Raw genomic sequence first — 24,408 nt, forward strand, 5'->3', positions numbered from 1 at the left:
GGCGAAGTGCGCGCTGATCTCCCCGGTCGTCAGGCCCTTGGCGAACAACGAGATCGCGACCGCGTCCACATCCGACAGCCGCCGCTGGCGCTTCTTGACGATGACCGGCTCGAACGTTCCGGCCCGATCTCGCGGCACCTCGATCACCACCTCCCCGGCCGCGTCGGTCAGCACCGTCTTGGCTCGGGTGCCGTTGCGGATGTTCTCCGCCCCACCCTCGGGCGCGCGGTGCTTGACGTGACCGAGGTGGTCGGTCAGCTCTTCCTCCAGGGCGGCCTCGAGCACGGTCGCGGTGATCGACTTCAACAACCCCTCCGGGCCGGTGATGTCCTCACCCCGCTCCCTGGCGGCCTTGACCAGCTGCGCGATCGCCGCCTTCTCCGACGGTGTCGCGGTCGACGACGAGCGGCGTCTCTTGGCGTCCTTGGGCATCGAGCTCACGCTCGTGATTGTCTCGGTCATCAGTGACCAACCTTCCCGCCAACCCACGTTGGCGTGTCAGGTCAGAACCACCGTTCGGCGGACAGTCCCCCTAGCAGATGGTGAGACACCAGTCCTCATCGACCAGCCCGAGGACGCTCTGCACGCGCCGTGGATCGAGGAGTACTTGGTCGATCGGCTGCGGCAACTAAGAGGTTCACGTCAGTACCTGTTTGCCACTCGGAGCCCTGCCTTGGTTGTCAGCGCGGACTCAGAGCAACTGATCACTATGCGCGCAACGGCAGGTAGGGGTGAGGTTGAGGCCTGTGGATCTCTTGAGCGCCATGATCTTAACCGACTGGCCTTGCATCACTTGGAGGGCGGCAAGACTCCCTTAGCGCGACGCACTCGCAAATTGGATGTCTCCCTGGCATCTGAGCGCAAAGCCGGGAAAAAGCCAAAAGATGGTGGTCAGGGCCTTGTATCCCTCGTGCGTTAGCCAAGTTGAGTTCCGAGTGCTTGCCCAATCTCCACGACGCTTTGGACCCCCGGGTGACCACAGGGGCGGGGGCACGGCATACTGATCTTCATCATGCGTGGACTCCTCCTCCTTCGCTGCCGCGGCGGGGCCTGAATCGGCCGCCCCCCGTCGCGGAGGTTGTCGTGCCCATCGGCTGAACCTGACGTAGACGAGACGAAGGCGAAACCCCAGCGATGATCCACCCTCAGCATCCGACACCGATGCCGTTCACGAAGTACCTCCCCTTCCAGCAGCAGATCCAGGTCGAGCTACCGGACCGCACCTGGCCCGACAAGGTCATGACCCAGGCGCCGCGCTGGTGCGCGGTCGACCTGCGCGACGGCAACCAGGCGCTCATCGACCCGATGGACTCCGACCGCAAGCTGAAGATGTTCAAGCTGCTGGTCAAGATGGGCTACAAGGAGATCGAGGTCGGCTTCCCGAGCGCCAGCCAGACCGACTTCGACTTCTGCCGCGAACTCATCGAGGGCGGCCACATCCCCGACGACGTGACCATCCAGGTTCTCACGCAGTGCCGCGACCACCTGATCGAGCGAACATACGACGCCATCCGCGGGGCGAAGCAGGCGATCGTCCACTTCTACAACTCCACCTCGGTGCTGCAGCGGCGGGTCGTCTTCGGCCTGTCCAAGGAGGGCATCATCGACATCGCCCTTCAGGGCGCGCGGCTGTGCCGCAAGTTGGAGGAGACGATCCCCGAGACGACGGTCTACTACGAGTACTCGCCGGAGTCCTACACCGGGACCGAGCTGGAGTTCGCGGTCGAGATCTGCAATGCCGTCATCGAGGTTATCGACCCCACCCCCGATCACAAGATGATCGTCAACCTCCCTGCCACCGTCGAGATGGCCACCCCCAATGTGTATGCCGATTCCATCGAATGGATGATCCGTCACCTCGACCGCCGCGACAGTGTGATGGTCAGCCTGCACCCGCACAACGACCGCGGCGAGGGCGTCGCGGCGGCGGAGTTGGGCTACCTCGCCGGCGCGGACCGCATCGAGGGCTGCCTGTTCGGCAATGGCGAGCGCACCGGCAACGTCTGCCTGGTGACTCTGGGCATGAACCTCTACAGCCAGGGCATCGACCCGCAGATCGACTTCTCCGACATGGCCGAGATCCGGCGCACGGTGGAGCACTGCAATCAACTGCCCGTCCACGAGCGGCACCCGTGGGGCGGCGACCTCGTCTACACGGCCTTCTCCGGCTCCCACCAGGACGCCATCAAGAAGGGCTTCGAGGACATGGACAAGCGGTCGGCCGCCGCCGGGACCACGGTCGACGGCATCGACTGGGGCGTGCCCTATCTGCCCATCGACCCGCACGACATCGGCCGGTCGTATGAAGCGGTGGTCCGCGTCAACTCGCAGTCCGGCAAGGGCGGGGTGTCGTATTTGCTCAAGGCGGAGCACGGCCTTGACCTGCCGCGCCGGCTGCAGGTGGAGTTCAGCCAGGTCGTCCAGCGCCGGACAGATGCCGAGGGCGGGGAGCTGAGCGGGGCGGAGATCTGGGCGATGTTCGCCGACGAGTACCTCCACTCCGAGGACCCGGCCACTCGCTGGGGCCGGTTCTTCCCGGTCCGCTCGACGCTGACGAGCACCGACATCGGCGACGACGAGATCGACTCGATCATCACCGACGAGGGCCGCGAGGTGCACATCTCCGGGCGCGGCAACGGCCCGATCGACGCCTTCATCGACGCGATGTCGGCGCTCGGTGTCGACGTGCGGGTTTTGGATTACGCCGAGCACGCGCTGTCGGCAGGCGGGAACGCGAGGGCCGCGGCATACGTAGAATGTGCTGTGGGAGAACGCGTCCTGTGGGGCGTGGGCCTGCACGAGTCCATCGTGAAGGCGTCCCTGCGTGCAATCATGTCGGCGCTGAACCGCTCCGAGCGCGACCGCGCCAAAGCTGGCGACGACCACGCGATCTCGCGCCCCGGCGGCGGCCCGTAGCGGGCTGCCTCGGCGGGGCGGACCGGGATCAGCGGACCCCGGCGGGGCGGAACTGGACGGAGATGCGTGGGCCGACCACGTCACGCGTCTTGGGTATGGCGTGCTCCCACGTCCGCTGGCACGACCCACCCATCACGAGCAGGTCGCCGTGGCCGGTGGTGAACTTCAGCGAGGCGCCGCCGCCCATCGGGCGCAGCGCCAGCGTGCGCGTCGACCCCAGCGAGAGGATCGCCACGACCGTGTCGTGGTAGCGCGAGCGCCCGATTCGATCGCCGTGCCACGCAACGGAATCCGCGCCGTCGCGATACAGGCACAGCCCGGCGGTCACGAGCGGCTCACCCAGCGATGGCTGATAGTGCGCACTCACCGCGGCACAGATCTCGCGCAACCCGGGGTGCGGCCAGGGCTCGGCGGCGTCATAGAACTTCGTCAACCGCGGGACGTCCACGACAGCGTCATACATCTGCCGCCGCTCGGCCTTCCAGGGCACATCGCGCAGCAGCGCGGCATACAACTCATCCGCCCTCCGGAGCCACCCGGGCGCGATGTCCACCCACGCCCCATGGGCCAGGGGAGTGCGCATCGGGGCCAGCGCGCCGAAGGCCGCGCCGCCCTCATCGCAACCAGCCTCATCGGCGCCGACCTCGCCGAAGTCGAGCACATCCTGCAGAGCCACGGACACACCATACGACATTATTAAAACAATTGTCCGACGACACGAGTCCGCCAGCCTGACCTCCCTGACGCCGGAGGCGGGTGAGAATGGAGCGTGCCCACCTACCGCGACCAGGCGATCGTGCTTCGCACGCACAAGCTCGCCGAGGCCGACCGGATCGTCACGGTCCTGGCGCGTGAGCGGGGCAAGATCCGGGTCGTCGCCAAGGGGGTGCGCCGCACCAAGAGCAAGTTCGGGGCGCGGCTGGAGCCGGGGATGGTCGTGGACCTGCAGTGTTATGAGGGCCGCAACCTCGACACCGTGACCCAGGCCGTCACCATCCACCCGTATGGCGAGCAGATCGCCCGCGACTACCGCGCCTACACGGTGCTCAGCACGATCCTCGAGACCGCCGACCGGGTGGCGGAGGAGCGGCTGCCGATGCTGCAGCAGTACCTCCTGCTCCAGGGCGCCCTCGCCTCGCTCGCCGGCGGCGCGCACGACGCCTCCCTCGTCCTCGACGCCTACCTCCTGCGCGCGCTCGCCGTCGCTGGGTGGGCGCCGAGCTTCCTCGACTGCGCCCGCTGTGGCGACCCGGGTCCGCATCTCGCGTTCTCCGTCGCCGGTGGCGGAGCCGTATGCCCGCTCTGCCGCACCCCCGGCTGCGCCGCCCCCGCCCGCGCCACCATGGAACTCCTCGCCGCGCTCCTCGCCGGCGACTGGGCCCTTGCGGACGCCAGCCACCCGCAGGACCGGCGGGAGGGGAGCGGGCTCACCGCGGCATACGTCCAGTGGCATTTGGAGCGGGGCCTGCGCTCGCTGCCACACGTCGAGCGCGAGCGCCTCGCCGCGACGCTTCCCGTCAATCCGGTTCTCTGACACTAGGAACGACTCCGATGATCCCGCCCTTCCCGCACCCGACCGGTGCCCAACCGCCCCGCTACCGCGCCGGCGACCTGCCCAAGCATGTCGCGATCGTCATGGACGGCAACGGCCGCTGGGCCAACCAGCGCGGGCTGCCGCGGACCAAGGGGCACGAGGCGGGGGAGGCGGCGCTGCTCGACGTCGTCGCCGGCGCGATCGAGGCTGGCGTGACGCACCTGTCCGCCTATGCGTTCTCGACGGAGAACTGGAAGCGCAGCCCCGACGAGGTCCGCTTCCTGATGGGCTTCAATCGCGACGTGATCCGCCGCCGCCGCGACCAACTCAACGAGTGGGGCGTGCGGATGCGCTGGGTCGGCCAGCGCCCGCGCCTGTGGGGCTCGGTCATCAAGGAACTCGAAGTCGCGCAGGAGATGACCAAGCACAACACCGGGCTGACGCTGTATTTCTGCGTCAACTACGGCGGCCGGGCCGAGATCGCGGCCGCCGCCCGGCGCATCGCCGAGCAAGTCGCCGCCGGCAAACTCCGCCCGGGCAGCGTCGATGAGAAGCTGCTGGCGCGCTACCTCCCCGAGCCGGACATGCCCGATGTCGACCTCTTCGTGCGCTCCTCCGGCGAGCAGCGCACGTCCAATTTCTTGTTGTGGCAGAGCGCGTATGCGGAGATGGTCTTCCTCGACACGCTCTGGCCCGACTTCGATCGCCGCGACTTGTGGCGGGCCATCGGGCTTTATGTCGATCGCGACCGCCGCTATGGCGGCGCCGTGGACGCGGTTACTCCGGCGACGTAGTCACTCCCGGCGACGTAGCCGGGGCGCACCTCGGGCACAGACCCGTCACCTCGACCGTATGCCGCGGCAGCGCGAACCCGTGCGCGCTCGCGACCGCGGTGGCCCAGGCCTCGACGGCGGGTCCGTCGACTTCGACGGTGAACCCGCATTCGCGGCAGAGCAAGTGGTGATGGTGCGCGGCGCTGCACGCGCGGTAGAGGGTCTCGCCGGCATCGGTGCGCAAGACGTCCACTTCGCCCGCCTCGGCCAGCGACTGCAGAGTGCGATAGACCGTCGCCAGTCCGACCGGGTCCCCGGCGGCACGCAACAACGCGTGCCACTCCTGCGCGGACCGGAACGTCTCGTGCTGGCCCAGCATGTCGGCGACCGCGGCCTGCTGCCGGGTGGCTCGCCTCGGCGGCGTGGTCATCGCACCCGCCCGCGCTCGTGCTCGTGCTCGGGCTCATGCCGATGATCCTCGGCGTGCTCGTCGTAGTGATCGTCGTGCGGGGCGTGCCGGTGCCCGTCGTGCAGGTAGTCCACGTGGTCCCCGTGCGGGATCGCCTCGTGCCCGCACCCGGGTCCGTGCTCATGCGTATGCCGCTCCGCTCGCGTCCCGTGCCGCGACGCCGGCCGCCAGCGCGCGCCCACCTGAGCGACGAGATAGAGCGCCAGCGCGAGCAGCACAATCGTTCCGCCGGAAGGGGTTTCGGCATAGAAGCTGGTCGCGACGCCGCCCACGGACGCCACGACGCCGAGCAACACCGCCAGTTGCATCGCCCCGGCGAACGACCGCGAGACCTGCTGCGCGGCGGCATTCGGAATGATCATTAGGGCGCTCACCAACAGCAGCCCAACAACCCGCATCGAGACGACAACCGTCACCGCGGTCAGCACCGACAACGCGACGTTGAGACCGAGCACGGGCAGGCCGCTGGCACGGGCGTACTCCTCGTCCTGAGCGACCGCGAAGAGCCAGGGCCGCAGCGCGACGGTGACGGCGACGACGAGCACGGTCAACACCGTGAACGCGATCAGGTCATCCGCCGTGGTCGCGGTGATGGAGCCGAAGAGATAGGACGTGAGATTGGCCGACGTACCCTGCGGGGAGCGGCCGATCAGGACGACGCCGGCGGCGATACCGCCATAGAACATCAGCGCCAGCGCGACGTCCCCGCCGGGACGCCCGCGCGCCGCGGCGGTGAGGAGCGCGGTCCATACGGGCGAGGTGCCGGTGAGCAGGCCCACGGCGACCCCGGCCAGCGCGACGTGACCGATCCCGTCGCCGATCAGGGAGAGTCGCCGCTGCACCAAGAAGATGCCGACGAGCGGGGCGCACGCGCCGATGAGGAGGGACGCCACCAGGGCGTTGCGCATGAACCCGTAGTCCAGCAGCTCAATCATGGTGGCCTCCCGCCGTGGCGTCATGGAGCCCGGTGACGGAACGGGCGCGCCCGAAGCCGGGGTGGTGGGCGTGGCCGCCGTGGGGGTCGTGCGCGGCATACGCCTGGGGGGTGCCGTCGAAGGCGATCCCGCCGTCCGCGACGAGCACGACCCGGGTGACGACGCCGGCGAGGGCGTCGATCTCGTGGGTGACGATGATCAGGGTCGAGCCGGCCGACGCGAGGCGCGCGAGCACCTGGCCGAGGACTGCCTGGTTGCCCTGATCGACGCCGGCCGTGGGTTCGTCCATGACGAGCAGGTCGGGTTGGCTGGCCAGGGCGCGGGCGATCAGGACACGCCGCTGCTGGCCGCCGGAGAGCTGCGAGACATCGGCGCCGGCGCGGTCGCCGAGATCAACGAGATCAAGGGCGCGAGCCACGGCCTGGCGGTCCTTGGCGGCGTCCCGGTGCCACGGCTGCCACCACGGCCGGAACCGCAGCCGGCCGATCGCGACAATCTCGGCGACCGTCGCGCGCACCGACGTGGCGAGCGTATGCCGTTGCGGCACATAGCCAATTCGCCCGCGGATACTCGGGTCGTCGAGGGCGACGCCATACGCGCGCACCTCACCGCCGAGCTGCTCGGTCAGGCCAAGGATGCCCTTGACCAGGGTGGACTTGCCGGCGCCATTGGGGCCGACGACCGCCACGACTTCGCCGCGGTGGATGTCGAGGTCGATCCCGGCGACGATGGCCTCGCCGTCGTAGCCGAAGCCGGCGCCCCGCAGGCTGAGCACGATCTCGGGGCCGCTCATGAGCACTCCTGACCCTGGCGCAGCGCGACCAGATTTGCGGACATGATGGTGAGGTAGTCGGTGGCCGGATCGAGCAGCCCCTCGATCGGGTCGAGGCTGGCGGTGCGCACGCCGGTCTCGCGGGCGATGACCTGGGCGGCCTTGGGACTGCTGAGGGGCTCCGTATAGATGGTGCGGACGCCGTGGTCGCGGACCAGCGTCGCGATCGTGGCGAGCGTCGCCGCGCTCGGGTCCGCCTCCGGATCGAGGGCGAGCGGGTGGGGCTCCAGCCCGGTGAACGACGCCAGATGAGCGTATGCCGCGTGGCTGGTCACGAGGTCCCGGCTCCCACAGTGGGCCAAACCGGCGCGATACTCGGTCCGGAGCTCGCTCAGGCGGGCGTCGAGCCGATCGCGGTTCGCGGCATACGTCGCGGCGCCCTCCGGATCGGCGGTGGTCAGCGCGGCGGCGACCGCATCGCTGGCGGCGGCCATCGAGGACGGATCGAGCCAGAAGTGCGGGTCGTGGGCGGGGTCGGCGGCGCCCTCCTCATGGGAGTTCTCGTCGGCGTGACCCTCGCTGGGGGAGTGCTCGGCGTGGCTGCCGACGGTGACGCCGGTCGCCCCGGACAGATCCAGCACCGCGCGCGGGGCCGCCGCGACGATGCCTTGATCGACGGCCGGCTGGAAGCCGGGGAGGGTGATCACGAGATCGGCCTTGGCGAGGTGGATGACCTGGCGCGCGGTGAGTTCGAGGTCGTGCGGCTCGGCGCCCGGGCGGGCGAGGGTCTCGACGCTGACGCGATCGCCGCCGACGGTTCCGGCGAGGAAGGCGAAGGGGTAGGCGCCGGCGACAACCCGCACCGGCTGGGCTCCCGTGGTGGGGGAGGGGGTGGTGGCGCACCCGGTAAGGAGGAGCACGGCCATACCGACCGCCGTCAGGGCTCGACTCCACATGAGAATGATTCTCATTATTGGTGCGGGCATTGTCAATCAGAGGTCGGGAGGAGGGGAAGGCTGGCCTACGTGACATAAGCCTCAGCCGCCACGCCGAGGATCGTGACCGGTCAGTAACCCGCCGTGACCCCGGCCGCGCATAATGGAGTGATGCGTCCATCGTTGGTCCAGGGGTTGGCCGAACTCCCCCGCATGGCAGGGGAATTCGGTGAATACGCTGCATACCGACGGATTCTGCGCAAGGCCCGCCGCGGCGACGGCCACCACGTCCTCGTTCTGCCCGGGCTGATGGCGGGGGACTACACGACCGCGATTCTGCGGGGCTATCTCGATGACTTGGGCTACACCGCCCACGGCTGGGGCGTCGGGCGCAATATCGGCCCGACCCGCGAGATCGTCGACTCGATGCGCGGCACGATCGAGCGGCTCACCGAGGACCACGGCCCAATCTCGGTGGTGGGGTGGAGTCTTGGGGGCCTGTATGCCCGCCAAATGGCGCGCGCCTATCCCGACCGGATTCGCCAGGTCATCACGATGGGCTCGCCGTTCCGGCTGGTTAAGCGCAGCGACACGCTCGCCTCGCTGATCCTGGAGCGCTACAGCCACCTGCACGTGAGCGCCGAGGAACTCGACCTGCCCGAGCAGGAGCACCTGCGCGACCCCATGCCGATGCCGACGACGTCGATCTATTCACAGACCGATGGCGTGGTCCCGTGGCAGGCCTGTTTGAACGACCTCTACATGACCGCCGAGAACATCGAGGTCAAGGCCTGTCACATCGGTATGGGGCATCACCCCGCCACACTGTGGGCAGTCGCCGACCGCTTGGCGCAGCCCCGCGGCCAATGGGGCCCGTTCCAGGCGCCCAAGAGCCTCGCCCGCTGGTATCCCGAACCCAAGAATTGGCCGTTGTCCGCCGAGGACCTGCGCCTGATCGGCATTGACGCCGCCGAGTTGCTGGATGACGAGGTGCGGGATGACGGCGTGCGTGATGACGGGGACGTCAGCCTCGGGGCCGGGACTGGATGATCGCGATGGCGGTGATGAAGACGATCACCGCGATGCGCATGAGCTTCTCCACACCGGTCAGGCGCGCCTGGCTGAGCACGAACATCCAGACCAAGAACAGCGCCACCAGCGCGGTGAAAATCCAGCCGTAGGTCGGCACCACCGCGCCGACAATGAGGCACACCAAGACCCCGAGAATCGGGACGATCCGGGGCAACCGGTTGAGGGCCGCCACCATGCGGTCGTTAACGGTGTTGGGGGTGCCAGGGGGGTTGGGGGTGTTCGGGGTGGGGCTGGACACGAGACGACAGCCTAAACCCAACCTTTTGCGCCGCCGTCGCGTTCACTAGGCAACGGCGGTTGTCAGGAGGTGAGCCATGCAGGCGGCGATGGACCCGACCTTCACCGAGTATGTCCGTGCCCGCCAGCAGCGCTTTGCCCGGATCGCTTATCTGATGTGCGGCGACGAGCACCGCGCGCACGATCTGGTGCAGGAGGCGCTGGTGAAGTTGGCCGGTCGCTGGCAGCGGCTGGCCGATGAGAATCCGGATGCCTATGTGCGGCGAATTCTCTACCGCGACAACATTTCCTGGTGGCGACGCACGCGCGCGGAGGTCGTCGCGGCGGAACTGCCGGAGCTCGCCGTCGGGGATGGGTCCGAGCGGATCGACCTGCAACTCGACCTTGTCGACGCGCTGCGCCGGCTGCCGAGTCGGCAGCGGGCGGTAGTGGTGTTGCGCTACTTCGAAGACCTCACCGAAGCCGACACCGCCGCGGTGCTGGGCGTCAGCGTCGGCACGGTGAAGTCGCACTCCCATGCGGCCCTGCGGCGTCTGCGTGACGACCTGGGGCCCGACCGCGTCTCGATGACGGAGGACCGATCATGACCAACGACCTGCACGAGCGATTCGCGGCCGCCGCCTCGGCCATGCCCGAGGTCGACCTCGCCGAGGTGGCGTGGACCCGGGCGTATGCCGCGCACCGCCGCCGTCGCCGGGCCGCCGTCGGCGCGGCGGCGGGGGTTGCCGTGGTGGCCGCCGGGTCGGTGGCGCTTTCGGGGGGAGGTGGGGCTCGCCATACGAATGCGCCGGCGGCGAGCTCGAGTTCGGTGACGCGGTCCTCGAACAGCGCGTCGACCACTGGGTCCATCACGGGGGACGCGCCGGTCACTGTGCTACCCGCCCCGTCGAAGATGGGGGCGCTGTCGTGGGTCGATCGGACGGCATTGACGTCCGAGGTGCTCACGGTCTTGGCCGCGCGGCCCGAGTGGGATGTGGTGAAGCTGAGTCGCCCGCTGAGCCAGGCGGGCGGGTTCACTGAGGGGGAGCGGATCGTCGCGGCATACGCCGATCGGGAACGCCGGGGTGTGGGGGTCGTAACGTCCGCCGGGCGGGTGCTTGGGTTGGATGGGCTGGACCTGACGGACACGACGGATGGTGGGAATGCGTCCTTCCATCTGAGCGCGCAGGCGATCAGCGCGGACGGGCGATACCTGGTGATCGCGCAGCCGAATGGTCTGGTCATCGTGGATGCGACCCGATCCGGCGCCGAGCCGTGGAAGCGCGTGGCGATCGATGACCCGCTGCTGGAGTCGGCAAATTTGGTGAGCGACGGCAATGTCGTCCTGGTCACCTCGGGGGTCACCGGAACGCACGTGATCGACATGGCGTCCGGGCGGGAGGTCAAGGTGATCCGGTCCGTCTGGGACGCGCAGGACGTCGTGCTTGGGGCTACCGCGGACGCGGGGCAGTCGAGCCAACTGACGGTGCGACGTTGGAATCCGCAGGCGCTGGACTTCACTCCGGCGGAGGTCGTCCTGGGCGTCAAAGCGGGCGTATGGGGATTGGGCGGCTCCACGGTCAGCGGCGGCGGGTGGGTGGCTGGCCTCGCTTCACCGACTGCGGATCTCGACGCGCAGGGGTTCTATCAGGGCGTCGTGGCCGCTCAGGTGCCGTCGGGTCCCTACCGCTGGCTGCTCGACGGCGGCGGCGTGACGGGTGACGACATTCGGAGCAAGGGTGGCGTCCTGCCGCTGGGGATGACCGATCGGGTGGCGCTGATCTGGGCCGGTGGCGGTTATGAATCGGTCGGGCTCGAGATGGTCATGACCCGGGCGGATTTGCTGGCCTGGGACCTGAGCAGCGGCGCGGTGAGCCGGCTGACCACGCTGACCGGCGATCAGGTGCAACTGGTGGTGGCACCGCTCTAGGGTCATTCGGAATTGGGTCAGACGGTTTGGCACCTGGGGGTGTCGAACCGTCTGACCTACTGATCGGTAACTGCCGCGCCGGTGGCGATGGGGCGGGCGGGGTCGGCGATCCACTCGCTCCACGAGCCGACATAGACCGGGGCGATGATGCCGATTTGGCGTAGCGCGAGGGCGAGGTGGGCGGCGGTGATGCCACTGCCGCAGTAGGCCCCGACCTCGGGGTGGGTGAAGGCGCCCTTGGCGGCAAAGTAGCCGTGCAGCGTCTCGCGGTCGGCGAGTCGGCCGTCCGGTTGGACGTAGTCACCCATCGGGGCGTTGTGGGCGCCGGGGATGTGCCCCGCGACGGCATCGATCGGCTCGCTGAGGCCGGCGAAGCGTTCGGGGGTGCGGGCGTCAAGGAGCAGCCCGCGCTGCGCCAAGGCGGCGGCGCCGTCGGCATCGAGCAGTGGCAGTGCTCCGGGGCGCAAGGTCACGTCGCCCGACTCAGCCACCTCGGGGAGGTGGTTGGTGACGGCGTGGCCGGCGGTGCGCCATACGGATAAACCGCCGTCGAGGACGCGGACGTCGGCGAGCCCGCAGTAGGAGAGGAGCCACCACGCCCGCGCGGCGCCGAGTCCGTTGCCCTCGTCATAGACGACGACCGGCCGACCGTCGTCTAGTCCGGCCGCCCGTAGACGGCGTTGGAGGTGATCGAGATCGGGCATCGGGTGGCGACCGTGCGGCCCGGGCGGGCCGGCGAGGTTGGTGTCGACGTCGAGGAAGTGGGCGCCGGGGAGGTGGGCCGAGGCATACAACTCGGCCCCGGTGGGGTTGGCCTGGTGACCGGGCGCGCTGAGGCGGAATTGGACGTCGAAGACGAGCGGGGGTTCGTCGGAAGCGAGCCACTCAGCGAGGGCGTCCGGCGTGATGAGCGTCGTCATTGGGCCATCAAACCACCGGGATGGGACACTGGGGCCCGTCATGCCTGTCGTCGATCTTGCCCCCGCCCCGGCCGCGCCGGTGCTGCCTGCCCTACGCATCGGGCCCCTCGAAATCGCCTCGCCGGTCGTGCTCGCGCCGATGGCGGGGATCACGAATCGGGCGTTCCGTAGGCTCTGCCGCGAGTCCAGTGCGTCGACGGCGAGCGGTCGCAGTGCCCTCTACGTCAACGAGATGGTGACGTCGCGGGCACTGGTGGAGCGGCACCCGGAGACGCTGCGGCTGATCGAGCACGATCCGGGGGAGAGCCCGCGGTCGGTGCAGTTGTACAGCGTCGATCCGGTGACCACTGCGGCGGCGGTGCGGATGCTGGTGACCGAAGATCGCACCGACCACATCGACCTCAACTTCGGCTGCCCGGTGCCCAAGGTGACGCGCAAAGGCGGCGGCGGGGCGTTGCCGTGGAAGCGCGATCTCTTCCGATCGATCGTCGGCGCGGCGGTGCGCGAGGCGAGTCCGTATGGCGTTCCCGTCACCGTCAAGATGCGGATGGGCATCGATACCGACCATTTGACGTGTGCCGATGCCGGCCGCAGCGCCGAAGAGCTCGGTGCCGCCGCGGTTGCCTTGCATGGGCGGACGGTGGCGCAGGCCTACTCGGGGACGGCGGATTGGGATGCGATCGCCGCACTGAAGGAGGCGGTACGGACGATCCCGGTGCTCGGCAATGGCGACATCTGGTCGGCCGAGGATGCCTTGGAGATGGTGCGCCGGACTGGGTGCAACGGGGTCGTGGTCGGGCGTGGGTGCCTCGGGCGGCCGTGGCTATTCGCGGACCTGGCCGCGGCCTTTGCGGGGTCTCCGGAGCGGGTGTCGCCGAGCCTGGGGCAAGTGGCGGCGACGCTGCGGCGGCACGCGGTCTACTTGGTGGAGTTCTATGAGGATGAGCTGCGGGGGTGCCGTGACATCCGCAAGCACATTGCGTGGTACTTGAAGGGCTTCCCGGCGGGGTCGACGGTGCGCAATCAGCTGGCGCTGGTCGACTCGTTGGCGGCGCTGGATGAGCTTCTGGCGCAACTCGATTGGTCGGCGCCGTGGCCCGGTGAGCCGGCCGAGGGGTCGCGCGGCCGGGCGGGGTCGCCGCGCCGGGTCGTGCTACCGGAAGGCTGGCTCGACACGCGCGACCTGACCCCCGCGCGCGCAGCGCGCGGTGGTGGCCGAAGCAGAACTGGACGTCAGCGGGGGCTGAGCCACGCGGCATACGGTCGGGGGGAGGCTGGACCCTTGTGTATGGGGCGTGGCCGGGGGTTGTCGGTGGCGTCTGGCAGGGTTGCCTCATGTCGACCAACGGAGCAGTGGGCATCGGGAGAGCAGGCGGGACGCCCGAGCGGCCCGCGCTGTTCTTCAGCGGTCCGCAGGAGTTCCGGGAGTGGCTGGAGGCCAACCACGACAGCGCGTCGGAGCTGTGGATGGGGCTCACCAAGAGGCACGTGTCCCCGCGGGGGCTGACCTGGGATGAGGCGGTGCCGGAGGCGCTGTGCTTCGGCTGGATCGACTCGGTGGCGCAACGCATCGACGACGACACGACGCGGCAGCGGTGGACGCCACGACGCAAGTCGAGCATCTGGAGCAAGACCAATATCGCGCACGTTGAGCGGCTGACAGCGGAGGGGCGGATGCACCCCGCCGGGCTCGCCGCCTATGCGTTGCGCACGCCGGAGCGGACGGGGGTGTATTCCTTCGAGCGGGACGCGGCCGCGGAGTTTCCGCCCGAGTTCGCGGCCCAGCTGGCGGCGAATCCGGTTGCGGCGCAGTGGTTTGCGTTGGCGACGGCGTCCTATCGGGCGACCGCGACGCACTGGGTGATCAGCGCCAAGCAGGAGGCCACGCGGCAGCGGCGGATGGCCGAGTTGATCGACGATTGTGCGCACGGGCGGCTGATCAAACCGCAGCGTTATGGGACCGAGCCGACGTGGGCGGCCCGCAACCGGGCGGCGCTCGGAATCGTGCTGGCGTTCGTCCTGGCCGTGGTTGCGGGGTGTTCCGGGGGGAGCGGGTCGAAGGGGGCGCCGGGTTCGGCCACGTCCTCGTCGTCATCGCGGGCCGCCTCGGCGTCGTCCCCGCCCTCGGGGTCTGGGTCGAGCGCGCCGAGTGTGACCGTCGGGCCGGGTCGGCCGCCCGCGAATTGGGTGGAGGTCGAGAACGCGAAGCCCGGCGACGACGGCTGGAATGTCGGGTCGGGGCGGGTCGCGCCCGAGGGCACGCTCGACGGCTATGCGGATGCCGCCAGCGTCGCGCCGGGGGAGTCGGTGCGGTTGTTCTTGTCGTCCACCCGGGGGCCGGTGACGGTCAGTGCCTATCGACTGGGCTGGTATGCCGGGGCAGGCGGTCGCCGGGTCTGGTCCGGTCCCGAGGTGACGCCACCGACCCAGCCCGCGCCGAGGGTCGCCGCTGATGGGATGGTGACGGCCGGGTGGAAGCCCTCGCTGACGGTCTCGACGCAGGGGTGGCCCGAAGGCACCTACGTCTTCCGACTGGAAGCCGGCGGCAAGGCCAAGGTCGTGCCATTGACCGTCCGCTCGACCGATGTCGCCGAGCGACTGGTCGTTCTCAACGCCGTGTCCACCTATCAGGCCTACAACCAGTGGGGCGGGGCTTCGCTCTACAAGGGGCCCGACGACACTTTCGGCACCCGCGCCCGCCGGGTCTCCTCCGACCGACCGTATGACGGGAATGGCGCGCCCATCCTGTTCAAACACGAAGTCGACGCGATCCAGTGGATCGAGAAGCAGGGAGCCGACCTCGCCTACCTGACCTCGATCGATCTGGACACGACCGCTCCGGTGCTCCGCGGCGCCCGAGCCGTGATCAGCCTGGGGCATGACGAATATTGGTCGCCGGCCATGCGGCATACGGTCGAGGGGGCGCGCGACGCCGGGACCAATCTCGCGTTCTTGGGCGCCAACGCGGTCTATTGGCGGGTGCGGTTCAGCGGCGATCATCGCGAGATGACCGGCGCCAAGGACGCCGGACTCGATCCCGGCCAGGGCGCCGACACGACCGTCATGTGGCGTTCCGATCCGTCGCCCGACCCCGAGAACGCGTTGACCGGAATGTTGTATGAGTGCTTCCCCGCCATCGGGCCGATGCGCGTGACGGAGCCCGACTTCTTCCTGTTCAAGGGCACGGGCGCTAAGGCTGGCAGCAGCTATCCGGGGCTGGTGGGCACCGAGATCGACCGGGCCTATCCGATCGCGGGTACGCCCACGACGCTGGAGGTCGCTGCGCACTCGCCGGTCGCCTGCGCCGATCGTGGCCAGACCTTCGCCGACCTGACCTACTACACGGCCGAATCCGGGGCCGGGGTCGTGGCCACCGGCTCGATGCTGTTCACGCGGGCGCTGGGCGGGCCGACTCCGAAGTTCGGCATCACCCAGGAGAGCGTCGACTTCGCGCAGACCGTCGTGAGCAATCTCGTTGGCGCTCTCGATGTCGGGCCGATGGCCGATCACTTCCCGGCCAAGCCCAATCTCGCCGACCTTGGGGCGTCCCCGTCGACGTCCACCGGCACGGGTGGGCCGGTCGGATGACCATGGTTGGGGGGATGGGCGCCGGGGGGACGGGCGCCGGGGGGATGGGTTCGGGCTACTCGGCGGCGGATCGCGAGCGTTGGCTTCCAGAGGATCCGGCGGTCAAGCGCAGCGACCGCGACGACTTCGCCCGCGACCGGGGTCGGTTGATTCACTCGGCGTCCTTGCGGCGGTTGGCGGCCAAGACGCAGGTCGTCTCGCCCGACAGCGACGACTTCGTGCGCAATCGCCTCACCCATTCGTTGGAAGTAGCGCAGATCGCCCGCGAGTTCGGGATCGCGCTCGGCTGCAATGGCGATGTCGTCGACGCGGCCGCGCTGGCGCACGACTTGGGGCATCCGCCGTTCGGGCACAACGGCGAGGGCGCGCTGGACGCGGTAGCCGCGGGGATCGGCGGCTTCGAGGGCAACGCCCAGACCTTCCGGTTGTTGACGCGGTTGGAGGCCAAGCGCGCGCACGCCGACGGCCGATCTGCCGGCTTGAACTTAACGCGGGCAACGCTGGACGCGGCGACGAAGTACCCGTGGGGTCGAGGGTGGCTCCCGGGCAGCCCCAAGTTCGGGGTGTATGCCGACGACCGCGACGCCTATGCCTGGATGCGGGCCGGGCGCGCCGACGGGGAGCGTTGTCTCGAAGCCGACGTCATGGACTGGTCGGATGATGTCGCCTACAGCGTGCACGACGTCGAGGACGCCATCGCCTCGCGCCGCCTCGACCCGCGCCGCCTGCGCGATTCCGCCGAAGCCGGTGCCGTCCTGGCGATCGCCCAAGGTGCGTATGCCGCGGACCTCACCGCCGACGCGATCGCCGCCGCGCTCGATCGGTTGCTGGCGCTGGAGGTGGTGCCCGCGGCATACGGCGGGACGAGGGGTGACCTCGCCGCGCTGAAGGACATGACGTCCCGGCTGATCGGCCGCTTTGTGTCGGCCTCCGAGTCGGCGACTCGGGATCGCTTCGGCGACGGCCCGCTGGTGCGCTACGGCGCGCGCCTGGTCGTCCCGGACGAAACCCGCGCGGAGTGCGCGGTGCTCAAGGCGGTCGCCGCGCACTTCGTGATGAATGTGGGGGAGCGGCGCAGCCAGCTGGAGCGTGAGCGAGCCGTCATCGATGGCTTGGTCGCGGGCTATCAGGCTGACCCGACCCGCCTGGATGTCGAGGAGCAGGCCGACTTCGCGGCGGCGGCCGATGACGCCGCCCGGCAACGGGTCGTCGTCGACCAGGTCGCGTCGTTGAGCGACATCCGCGCGTGGAGTGTGGCCCGGGCTTGGGGGATCGCCTAGGGCTTCCACCGCGCGACCTAGACTTCAGCGAACCCGACTTCAGCGAACCCGACTGCAGCAAACCCGACGGCGAAAGGATCGACGGCGTGGCCGGACGGATCCGGGCCGAGGACATCGTGGCCGTCAAGGAGCGCAGCTCCATCGTCGACGTCGTCCGCGACCACGTCACGTTGCGGCCGGCCGGGGTCGGGGCGATGAAGGGGCTGTGCCCGTTCCACGACGAAAAGACCCCGTCGTTCACGGTCCGCGAGAGCGCCGGGAGCTTCCACTGCTTCGGTTGCGGTGAGGGCGGCGACGTCGTCGCGTTTATCCAAAAGGTCGACCATCTGAGCTTCGTCGAGGCCGTCGAGCGGTTGGCCGGCCGCCTCGGCATGGAGCTTCGCCGCGAGGAGGGCGGCGGGCCCGGCCGTGAGGAAGGCATCGGGCGCCGCACGCGTCTGATCGAAGCGCACCGCATCGCCCAGGAGTTCTATGCGGGTCGGTTGCTCGACGGGCAGCCCGAGAGTCGGCTGGCGCGCGACTTCCTGCGCGAGCGCTCCTTCGACCGAGCCGCCGCGGAGCGGTTCGGCGTCGGCTACAGCCCGCGCGGCGGCGAAGAACTCGCCAGGCTGTTGCGGCAGAAGGGATTCACCGAGGACGAGATGACCGCGGCCGGCCTGGTCGGGCGCGGATCGCGGGGCCTGTACGACCGATTCCGGGGCCGGCTGATGTGGCCGATCCGCGACACCTCCGGCGACACGATCGGCTTCGGTGCGCGCCGATTGTTCCCCGACGACCGGATCGAGGCGAAGTACCTCAACACCACCGAGACCGCGATCTACAAGAAGTCGACCGTGCTTTATGGCATCGACTTGGCCAAGAAGGCGATCTCCAGTCAACGCCGGGCGGTCGTGGTCGAGGGCTACACCGACGTCATGGCGGCCCAACTGTCCGGGGTCGAGGGCGCGGTCGCCACGTGCGGCACGGCCTTCGGCGTCGACCACATCAAGCTGCTGCGCCGCCTCATGCGCGACGAGCCTGGGCTGGAACCGGCCCGGATCATCTTCACCTTCGACGGCGACGCCGCCGGGCAGAAGGCCGCGATGAAGGCCTTCGAGGAAGACCAGCGGTGGGCGGCCCAGTCCTATGTCGCCGTCGCGGCGGATGGGATGGACCCATGTGATCTGCGCCTGCGCAAGGGACCGGAGGCGGTGGCGCATCTGGTGGAGGATGCCGTGCCGATGTTCGAGTTCGCCGTCCGGACCCGACTCGCCCGCCACGACCTGAGCACCGCCGAGGGGCGCGTGCAGGCGATGCGCGCAGCAGCCCCGGTCATCAACGAGATCAAGGACCCGGGCCTGCGGCCGGAGTACCTCCGGACCGTCGCGGGCTGGATCGGGGTCGAAGTCGACCAGCTCGCGGCGGAGGCGAAGCGCGCGGGGGCGAGCGCGCGGCATACGCCCAGAGAAACGCGACAGGAACGGGGTCCCGAGCCCGACTCGGTCGAGCCGGATGCGGCCGAACTCGCCGCCGCCCTGCCCCGCCCCGACCTGCGCGATCCGGTCGTTTTCGCCGAACGCCAACTCCTGCAAGTCCTGCTGCAGTATCCGAGCCAGGTGACCGCCGGCGGACTGGACGCAATCAGCGCCGCGTCCTTCACCGCGCCCGCGCACAGCGTGGTCTTCGACGCCATCCGCGCCGTCGAGCCCGTGGCTGGGATGACGCTGGCGGGGTGGGTCGATGCGGCCGCGGCGAACGCGCCGCTGAGTGCGCAGCCGCTGGTCACGGAACTGTCGGTCGCGCCGCTGCCGATCGAGCTCGACTCCTCCACGGGCCTGCCCGAGCAGCGGTATGTCGACGCTCTGCTCGCGCGGATTCGAGAGGTCGACCTGCGGCGGCAAGTCGCCGACGCGATGTCGCTGATGCGCCGCCTCAGTGCCGACCCGCACGCCGATCCGAGCCAGATCCGGGAGGTGTCGCTCTCCTTGGACGCCTTGCAGCGACGCCTCGCCGGCCTTCGAGAAGGGATGGCCTGATGGCCTTTTCACTGCGCCCGCGCCGGCGCGCCGAGGTGCCCGCCGAGGTGCTCAGTCGTGTCGACCTGCTCCCCAAGGAGCGCCTGCTGGCGGCTGCGGAGTCGCGTGATCCCGCGAGTTGGGTTCTCGTTGGCACGGCGCGTCTGTATGCCGTGCCCCACCTCGGCGACGTCCTCGCCCGCCCCTGGCATCTCATCGTCGCCGGGACGTGGGATCACGACAACTTCACCCTGACGGTCACGTGGGTCGACGGCTTCCGGCCGCAGCAGTGGGTGTTCCGGGACGCGACGTCGCTGCTCGCGGCCTTCCGCGAACGCGTTCAGGCGTCGGTCGTGCTCACCGAAGTCGTCCCGCTGACGAATCGGCGGCAGGCGCGGGTGGTGATTCGCAAGAACCTCGCCGACGGTTCGCTGCACGATCAGACGATCCTGGGTCGCGGGGTGCGGATGGCCGATCCGGAGGTGGCCGCCGCGGTCGGGGCGGCGCGACTGCGGGTCCGCGAGCAGGTCGGGCTCTAACGCACGAAGTCGGCCCCACACGGGACCGACTTGGCAGTGGAAGCTCCCCCGGTTGGACTCGAACCAACAACCCTTCGGTTAACAGCCGAATGCTCTGCCAGTTGAGCTACAGGGGATCGTCTGGCACCGCTCGCGCGGCTGGGAAACCATAGCAAATGCGAGACGGTGCAGCGAAACCCGGGGCGCGGCATGGTCACGCCTTCCATGCGTCGTTCGCCGGCGGGTGGCCGGCCGCGATCCTGTGCGAATCGCTCCCGTGGAAGGTACTCCACGCTCCGTCCCATTCCCGGGCGGAGCACCCTGGGCGAGTTCGGTCACACGGTCAGCCAGGCGGGCCACTCGTTTTAGACTTCCCCCGACCTCGGCCGGTGTTTCCCCGCCGCCGTGGTGCGGGGCGTTAGCTCAGTCGGTCAGAGCAGCGGACTCATAATCCGTCGGTCGTCGGTTCAAGCCCGACACGCCCTACAGGCAAACGTGCAGGTCAGAGCGTGTTTTCTCGACACGAGAGGACCGCGATGGAGCCTGTTGGGTGCCAACTTTGGGTGACAACTCGCTCTCGGAGTCGCGTCCTGTCGCATGCCCCCGCCCGCAATACGGGCATGACCGCCAACACCACCCTGCGCATCGTCCCCGGCACTCGAATCGACGACATTCACGCGGACTACCTGCGCTGCCGCGCCCAGTTGACCGATGCCTTATCCGCCCTGGACGCCGCCTTCGACCGCTGCCGCTCCGTGACCGATCGCCAGCACGACCGGCCTGTCGCCCCGGCGCTAGTGACCATCAACGAGGCCGCCACCTATCTCGGGGTGGCCCGCCGGACCGTGGATCGCCTGATTGCATCGGGGGCGCTGCCGGTGGTGCGCGTCTTGACGGCCCCGCGCATCCGCCTTGCCGATCTCGACGCGATGATCCGCGAGCAGTAATGCCGCGTCGAGCGCCGAATGGCCGCCCCAGCATCGCTAAAGGCCGTGACGGCTACTGGCACGCCTGGGTCGACTTCGGACGCGACCCCACCACCGGCAAGCGGCTGCGGACCCACGTCAAGAAGGCGACCCGGAAAGCCGCCACCGCCGCCGTCGCCGAACTCGAAACCGAGCGGGCGACCGGGGTGCGCCGCGCCCCTGGCAGTCTCGGCGAATGGCTCGACGGCTGGCTGGCTGGGGTGGAGTCGAGTCGGAAGCCGTCGACGGCGCGCAGTTATCAGGGGCATGCGCGGTGCTACATCGTTCCCCGTCTCGGGACAATCCCGCTCAACGCGCTCACCACCGAGGACGTCGAGGCGATGCTGGCCTGGTGCGTCAGCCCGTCCGGCCCCGCGATCTCGGCCGTGACGGCCGAGTCTGTGCGGCGAACGCTGCGCGCTGCCCTGAACGAGGCGGTGCGCCGGGGCAGACTGGTCCGCAACCCGGCCCAGTGGGCCAGGTCGCCGCGCGGCCCCGTTGTCGAGGTGGACACGATTGCCTTGTCCGACATCCCCGCGATCGTCGCGCAACTCGGAGAGAGTCCGATGCGGGCGCGGTGGCTGTTGGCGTTGACAACAGGGATGCGTCAAGGCGAAGTGCTCGCGCTGCGCCGTGCAGACGTGGATGTCGCGGCGGGGGTTGTCCACGTCACCGGCTCACTGACGCGGGGAACCTGGCGGCACGGCTGCGTCGATCCAGTGGCCTGCGCTGCCTGCCGCTGCCGAACCACGCCCTGTCCGCAACCCTGTTCCCGGCATACCAGGCCGTGCCCGAAGCCATGCCCGACAGGATGCACAGGGCACGCCCGAGGATGCCCGAACAAGTTCGGGGGCGGTTTGATCCGAGAAACCACGAAGAGCGGTTCCCGGCGGACTGTCCCCGTGGCGGACGGCGTTCTCGCCGCGCTGCGTGAGCATTTGCGAGTCAGCGCCGAAGCCGCCCTGTCATGCGGTCGAGCAGCCACCGCGAACGATTACCTGTTCTGTCACGCCGAAGACGGCAGGCCGATCAATCCGCGGGACGACTGGGGGCGCTGGGGCAAACTTCTCGCCGCCGCAGGCGTGCGCCACTACCGAGTCCATTCGGCGCGACATTTCGTTGCTACACAGGTTCTCGCTGACGGAACCGATATCAAGACGATCATGGCGATGCTGGGGTGGTCGAGCCCGGCGCTGGCGACCCATTACGCCCACGCTGTCGAAGAAAACGGTCGCCGCGCCGCTTCCCGGATCGCAGCGGTCGTGCTGGGGACGGCGAACTAAGCCCACTGCGCTCAGTGTCGGTAGCCCGGCCCACGACGCCCGCCTCTCCCGCCGCCGTGGGCCGCTGGCATGCCCGCCCGCCCGCAACGTAGGCGTGCCACCTTTCGACGAGTACAAGCATCGGCGCGGAGCCGCCGGGAGATTCGCCGCCAAGCCGGGAAGAGCGGAACCGGACAGCCTGGCAGTGGACCAACCCTGGGCGAGCCTGCAAACAGACGTCCCGATCCAACATCAATCCCTGCACGCCGAGAACCGCTCGATGGTGGAATTGGTCGGCCAACTCGATCGAGGCGATCTGACGCTCGACGCGCCATACCAGCGCGGACACGTCTGGACCGGCAACCAGCGCCGCCTGTTGATTCGCTCCATCCTTCAAGGTGTCCCCATTCCTGCGGTCATCGTCAACGACCGCAGTCTTTGGCCCGCCGACGATGACGCCCCGCTGTGCGCGGTGATCGACGGCAAGCAGAGAATCGAAGCTGTTCGCCGATTCGTGCAAAACGAACTCGATGTTCCCGCGTCGTGGTTTGAGCCGGACCGGGTTGAGTCCACGATCGAGACCGCCGACGGACCGTATGTCCGCTACGGCGACCTGTCCGTCGTAGGTCGTCGCTTCTTCGCCAACCGGGCCACCATTCCGGTGGCGCGGGGACGGTTCGCAACCGTGCGCGAAGAGGCGGAAATCTACCTGCTGGTCAATGGCGCGGGGACAGATCAGAGCGCGGATGACCTGCTCAACGCTCAACGGGTTGCCGACGACTGAGCACTGCGCTCATCAAGGGTGAACAAGCGGCGCATCGGGTGCCGCGGCGAACATAAGGAGGCCCCGCCATGGCGCTTCGCCCCTCGAACCATGCGTTCCGCACCGGATTCCGTCAGTCGGCGATTAATCGGATCGCCGGATCGCCGAACGGCGACGACAAGCTGGCGTTGATCCCCGACAACTTCATCCGCGGCTTTTCGGTCAGCGAGGTCGCCGACCGGATCGTCGAGAGCATCGTCTCGATCAGCGTCGATGACGCGAAGACCACCTTCGCCAAGCCCGGCCACGCGGCGATGGCGGCGCTGCTCGCCGTGACGCCGGGGGCGAAGTCGGAGAGCGCCTACGCCGAGATGTGCGCCCTGCTGGGGGAGCGCTACACCGAAGACGCTGCGTGGGCCGTCGACAACGACAAGTCGCCAGCCGACGTCATGGCTGCCCGCAACGTCGGCTCGGACGGATTCCGGAAGGTTCTTGACGGCGGGTGGACCGCCGAGACCATCAAGAAATACGGCGTCAGCATCGTGCGTGCCCTGCCTCGCGACGGGGCGACAGTTGCCGCATCGGGGCTGAACGCCAAGACTCTTCGGGCGTGGATCAAGGTCTCGACGGGGCTGAGCATCCGCCATATCTTCGCCCTGGCTGCGACAGACGTTTCCCCGGAGACGTTGCGCGAGCACACCAAGGGGCTGGAGATGCACGGCGACCATATCGTCGCCGTCGCTCGCGTCGGCGTCGCTCGCGTCCAAGCGTTGCGAGAGTTTCGCGGCAGCACTGGCGTCGGCTACTCGTTCCTTTGGAGCCGGATCGACACTCCCGAGTTTGCCGACGCCATCCTGTCGCTGTGGTCGACCGACCAGATCGACAAGGAGCGCGAAGGCAAGACCGTCAACTCTGACCGGCTCCGCGCCCTGCTCGATGCTGGCATCACCCCCGCCCAGATCGGCGACGCCAACCGGGCCGGAGTTCCGTTCGGTGACTGGACCCCAGAACTGTTCGCGACCGACCTGTGGGAGGCCGGACGCGTGCACCGGAGAGCTCGCGACACGAAGGTTCGCGCCTGCTGGGTCGAAAACGGATGTCGGGGGATGCTGAACGGCCTGTGGCCGTGGACGGCGGAAACCTACGCCGACCTGTCGATGCGTTGACCGACCGGACACCCCTCGACCCCGCACCGTCACGGCGACAGTGCGGGGTCGAGGGGTGCTTCCGTTCCTGCCAGGCGTTGGGGCTGTGCGAAGGACACGCCCGCCGGTTGCGAACCACCGGGCGTGTCGGCCCCGCCGAGTCGGCCCCGCCGAGTCCCGGGGCCGACGCCCCCGGACCGTGTGCTCCGTCGACGGGTGCGTCCGGGCCAACGGGGTCGGCGATCTCTGCATGGGGCATTACCGGCGGCTCTGGGACACGGGGTCAGTCGGGTCGCCGACCTTCCGATCAACGCCCGTTCGCGCCGGATGCTCGGTGCCGGGATGCGACCGGCCCCATTGCGCGAACGGGCTCTGCCGAGGCCACTACTGGCGCGTCCGGA

At 69.2% G+C, this 24,408-nt stretch carries 22 protein-coding genes, 2 tRNA genes and 1 pseudogene; 16 read left to right on the top strand and 9 right to left on the bottom strand.

Annotation, left to right across the window (positions count from 1 at the left end; translation table 11 throughout):
- Positions 1-432, bottom strand: a 432-nt coding sequence (locus BN13_RS07205; protein WP_235434134.1) for a transposase, incomplete at its 3' end; no start/stop codon positions are given.
- 702 nt (positions 433-1,134) lie between these two features.
- Here BN13_RS07205 and leuA point away from each other — a divergent pair.
- The gene (gene leuA / locus BN13_RS07210) at positions 1,135-2,916 is read left to right on the top strand and encodes a 2-isopropylmalate synthase (RefSeq protein WP_048545614.1); all 1,782 of its coding nucleotides are present in this window, start codon (positions 1,135-1,137) and stop codon (positions 2,914-2,916) included.
- Positions 2,917-2,944: 28 nt separating this feature from the next.
- Here leuA and BN13_RS07215 read toward each other — a convergent pair whose 3' ends face one another.
- Positions 2,945-3,592: an alpha-ketoglutarate-dependent dioxygenase AlkB family protein gene (locus BN13_RS07215; protein WP_456152384.1), complete on the bottom strand. Its 648-nt coding sequence runs from the start codon at positions 3,590-3,592 to the stop codon at positions 2,945-2,947.
- Between the two features lie 93 nt (positions 3,593-3,685).
- On the opposite strand from BN13_RS07215, the gene recO reads away from it, so the two are divergent.
- Positions 3,686-4,450 carry a DNA repair protein RecO gene (recO, locus tag BN13_RS07220; protein WP_048545616.1) on the top strand — a complete coding sequence of 255 codons (765 nt, stop codon included), beginning with the start codon at positions 3,686-3,688 and terminating at the stop codon, positions 4,448-4,450.
- Between the two features lie 17 nt (positions 4,451-4,467).
- Positions 4,468-5,244 (top strand): isoprenyl transferase, encoded by a 777-nt coding sequence (locus BN13_RS07225; RefSeq protein ID WP_048545618.1) that lies wholly within the window; start codon positions 4,468-4,470, stop codon positions 5,242-5,244.
- Here BN13_RS07225 and BN13_RS07230 read toward each other — a convergent pair.
- The 4 genes from BN13_RS07230 to BN13_RS07245 are packed head-to-tail and all read right to left on the bottom strand — an operon-like array spanning position 5,228 to position 8,355.
- On the bottom strand, positions 5,228-5,653 hold the full coding sequence (locus tag BN13_RS07230; protein WP_048545621.1) for a Fur family transcriptional regulator: 426 nt from the start codon (positions 5,651-5,653) through the stop codon (positions 5,228-5,230). The genes BN13_RS07225 and BN13_RS07230 overlap by 17 nt on opposite strands.
- Positions 5,650-6,627: a metal ABC transporter permease gene (locus tag BN13_RS07235; RefSeq protein WP_048545624.1), complete on the bottom strand. Its 978-nt coding sequence runs from the start codon at positions 6,625-6,627 to the stop codon at positions 5,650-5,652. The genes BN13_RS07230 and BN13_RS07235 overlap by 4 nt, the downstream gene beginning before the upstream one ends.
- Complete coding sequence (locus BN13_RS07240) at positions 6,620-7,420, bottom strand: metal ABC transporter ATP-binding protein (RefSeq protein ID WP_084733621.1); 801 nt, start codon at positions 7,418-7,420, stop codon at positions 6,620-6,622. The genes BN13_RS07235 and BN13_RS07240 overlap by 8 nt, the downstream gene beginning before the upstream one ends.
- The gene (locus BN13_RS07245; protein ID WP_048545627.1) at positions 7,417-8,355 is read right to left on the bottom strand and encodes a metal ABC transporter substrate-binding protein; all 939 of its coding nucleotides are present in this window, start codon (positions 8,353-8,355) and stop codon (positions 7,417-7,419) included. Before BN13_RS07245 ends, BN13_RS07240 begins: the two co-directional genes overlap by 4 nt.
- Positions 8,356-8,505: 150 nt before the next feature.
- Between BN13_RS07245 and BN13_RS07250 the strand changes: the two genes are divergently transcribed.
- Positions 8,506-9,384 (top strand): lipase family alpha/beta hydrolase, encoded by an 879-nt coding sequence (locus BN13_RS07250; protein WP_157038487.1) that lies wholly within the window; start codon positions 8,506-8,508, stop codon positions 9,382-9,384.
- Here BN13_RS07250 and BN13_RS07255 read toward each other — a convergent pair.
- Positions 9,359-9,664: a hypothetical protein gene (locus BN13_RS07255; protein ID WP_157038488.1), complete on the bottom strand. Its 306-nt coding sequence runs from the start codon at positions 9,662-9,664 to the stop codon at positions 9,359-9,361. The two genes, BN13_RS07250 and BN13_RS07255, sit on opposite strands and share 26 nt — an antisense overlap.
- A 76-nt stretch (positions 9,665-9,740) precedes the next feature.
- Between BN13_RS07255 and BN13_RS07260 the strand changes: the two genes are divergently transcribed.
- Entirely contained in the window at positions 9,741-10,250 is a 510-nt protein-coding gene (locus BN13_RS07260; protein ID WP_048545631.1) for a SigE family RNA polymerase sigma factor, read from the top strand.
- A complete protein-coding gene (locus BN13_RS07265) occupies positions 10,247-11,572 on the top strand; it encodes a hypothetical protein (protein ID WP_048545632.1) in 1,326 nt (441 codons plus the stop codon). Before BN13_RS07260 ends, BN13_RS07265 begins: the two co-directional genes overlap by 4 nt.
- Positions 11,573-11,628: 56 nt before the next feature.
- Here the strand turns inward: BN13_RS07265 and BN13_RS07270 are convergent, their stop codons facing one another.
- A complete protein-coding gene (locus BN13_RS07270; protein ID WP_048545634.1) occupies positions 11,629-12,492 on the bottom strand; it encodes a sulfurtransferase in 864 nt (287 codons plus the stop codon).
- A 40-nt stretch (positions 12,493-12,532) separates the two neighbouring features.
- Between BN13_RS07270 and dusB the strand changes: the two are divergent.
- From dusB to BN13_RS07295, 5 genes and pseudogenes are all read left to right on the top strand, one after another.
- Positions 12,533-13,739 (top strand): annotated as a pseudogene (gene dusB / locus BN13_RS07275) (tRNA dihydrouridine synthase DusB).
- Between the two features lie 88 nt (positions 13,740-13,827).
- Positions 13,828-16,080 carry a N,N-dimethylformamidase beta subunit family domain-containing protein gene (locus tag BN13_RS19950; RefSeq protein ID WP_084733929.1) on the top strand — a complete coding sequence of 751 codons (2,253 nt, stop codon included), beginning with the start codon at positions 13,828-13,830 and terminating at the stop codon, positions 16,078-16,080.
- Positions 16,077-17,360 (top strand): deoxyguanosinetriphosphate triphosphohydrolase, encoded by a 1,284-nt coding sequence (locus BN13_RS07285; protein WP_407667843.1) that lies wholly within the window; start codon positions 16,077-16,079, stop codon positions 17,358-17,360. The genes BN13_RS19950 and BN13_RS07285 overlap by 4 nt, the downstream gene beginning before the upstream one ends.
- Positions 17,361-17,446: 86 nt before the next feature.
- Positions 17,447-19,375, top strand: coding sequence for a DNA primase (dnaG, locus tag BN13_RS07290; protein ID WP_048548972.1), 1,929 nt, complete (start codon positions 17,447-17,449; stop codon positions 19,373-19,375).
- Positions 19,375-19,893 carry a hypothetical protein gene (locus BN13_RS07295; protein ID WP_048545640.1) on the top strand — a complete coding sequence of 173 codons (519 nt, stop codon included), beginning with the start codon at positions 19,375-19,377 and terminating at the stop codon, positions 19,891-19,893. The genes dnaG and BN13_RS07295 overlap by 1 nt, the downstream gene beginning before the upstream one ends.
- Positions 19,894-19,936: 43 nt before the next feature.
- Here the strand turns inward: BN13_RS07295 and BN13_RS07300 are convergent.
- Positions 19,937-20,009: transfer RNA gene (locus BN13_RS07300), tRNA-Asn, on the bottom strand.
- A gap of 275 nt (positions 20,010-20,284) precedes the next feature.
- Here BN13_RS07300 and BN13_RS07305 point away from each other — a divergent pair.
- The 5 genes from BN13_RS07305 to BN13_RS07325 all read left to right on the top strand — a co-directional run bounded on the left by BN13_RS07305 (position 20,285) and on the right by BN13_RS07325 (position 24,028).
- Positions 20,285-20,358 (top strand) — tRNA-Ile (locus BN13_RS07305).
- A 134-nt stretch (positions 20,359-20,492) separates the two neighbouring features.
- Positions 20,493-20,819: a helix-turn-helix domain-containing protein gene (locus BN13_RS07310; RefSeq protein ID WP_048545642.1), complete on the top strand. Its 327-nt coding sequence runs from the start codon at positions 20,493-20,495 to the stop codon at positions 20,817-20,819.
- Positions 20,819-22,120 carry a tyrosine-type recombinase/integrase gene (locus BN13_RS07315; RefSeq protein WP_048545644.1) on the top strand — a complete coding sequence of 434 codons (1,302 nt, stop codon included), beginning with the start codon at positions 20,819-20,821 and terminating at the stop codon, positions 22,118-22,120. The genes BN13_RS07310 and BN13_RS07315 overlap by 1 nt, the downstream gene beginning before the upstream one ends.
- A 184-nt stretch (positions 22,121-22,304) precedes the next feature.
- Positions 22,305-22,883 (top strand): DUF262 domain-containing protein, encoded by a 579-nt coding sequence (locus tag BN13_RS07320; protein WP_048545646.1) that lies wholly within the window; start codon positions 22,305-22,307, stop codon positions 22,881-22,883.
- Between the two features lie 68 nt (positions 22,884-22,951).
- Complete coding sequence (locus tag BN13_RS07325) at positions 22,952-24,028, top strand: hypothetical protein (RefSeq protein ID WP_048545648.1); 1,077 nt, start codon at positions 22,952-22,954, stop codon at positions 24,026-24,028.
- Positions 24,029-24,408: the final 380 nt, after the last annotated feature.

Origin of the sequence: Nostocoides jenkinsii Ben 74 (genome assembly GCF_001046875.1) — a bacterium.
Classification (GTDB): domain Bacteria; phylum Actinomycetota; class Actinomycetes; order Actinomycetales; family Dermatophilaceae; genus Nostocoides_A; species Nostocoides_A jenkinsii.

Bases quoted from the DNA above. Each gene is read 5' to 3' on its own strand.
- BN13_RS07325 (WP_048545648.1), top strand. From the start codon at position 22,952: ATGGCGCTTCGCCCCTCGAACCATGCGTTCCGCACCGGATTCCGTCAG.
- BN13_RS07285 (WP_407667843.1), top strand. From the start codon at position 16,077: ATGACCATGGTTGGGGGGATGGGCGCCGGGGGGACGGGCGCCGGGGGG.
- BN13_RS07230 (WP_048545621.1), bottom strand. From the start codon at position 5,653: ATGACCACGCCGCCGAGGCGAGCCACCCGGCAGCAGGCCGCGGTCGCC.
- BN13_RS07270 (WP_048545634.1), bottom strand. From the start codon at position 12,492: ATGACGACGCTCATCACGCCGGACGCCCTCGCTGAGTGGCTCGCTTCC.
- BN13_RS07225 (WP_048545618.1), top strand. From the start codon at position 4,468: ATGATCCCGCCCTTCCCGCACCCGACCGGTGCCCAACCGCCCCGCTAC.
- BN13_RS07315 (WP_048545644.1), top strand. From the start codon at position 20,819: ATGCCGCGTCGAGCGCCGAATGGCCGCCCCAGCATCGCTAAAGGCCGT.
- BN13_RS07250 (WP_157038487.1), top strand. From the start codon at position 8,506: ATGCGTCCATCGTTGGTCCAGGGGTTGGCCGAACTCCCCCGCATGGCA.
- BN13_RS07295 (WP_048545640.1), top strand. From the start codon at position 19,375: ATGGCCTTTTCACTGCGCCCGCGCCGGCGCGCCGAGGTGCCCGCCGAG.
- leuA (WP_048545614.1), top strand. From the start codon at position 1,135: ATGATCCACCCTCAGCATCCGACACCGATGCCGTTCACGAAGTACCTC.
- BN13_RS07310 (WP_048545642.1), top strand. From the start codon at position 20,493: ATGACCGCCAACACCACCCTGCGCATCGTCCCCGGCACTCGAATCGAC.
- BN13_RS19950 (WP_084733929.1), top strand. From the start codon at position 13,828: ATGTCGACCAACGGAGCAGTGGGCATCGGGAGAGCAGGCGGGACGCCC.
- BN13_RS07240 (WP_084733621.1), bottom strand. From the start codon at position 7,420: ATGAGCGGCCCCGAGATCGTGCTCAGCCTGCGGGGCGCCGGCTTCGGC.
- BN13_RS07260 (WP_048545631.1), top strand. From the start codon at position 9,741: ATGCAGGCGGCGATGGACCCGACCTTCACCGAGTATGTCCGTGCCCGC.
- BN13_RS07265 (WP_048545632.1), top strand. From the start codon at position 10,247: ATGACCAACGACCTGCACGAGCGATTCGCGGCCGCCGCCTCGGCCATG.
- BN13_RS07245 (WP_048545627.1), bottom strand. From the start codon at position 8,355: ATGTGGAGTCGAGCCCTGACGGCGGTCGGTATGGCCGTGCTCCTCCTT.
- BN13_RS07235 (WP_048545624.1), bottom strand. From the start codon at position 6,627: ATGATTGAGCTGCTGGACTACGGGTTCATGCGCAACGCCCTGGTGGCG.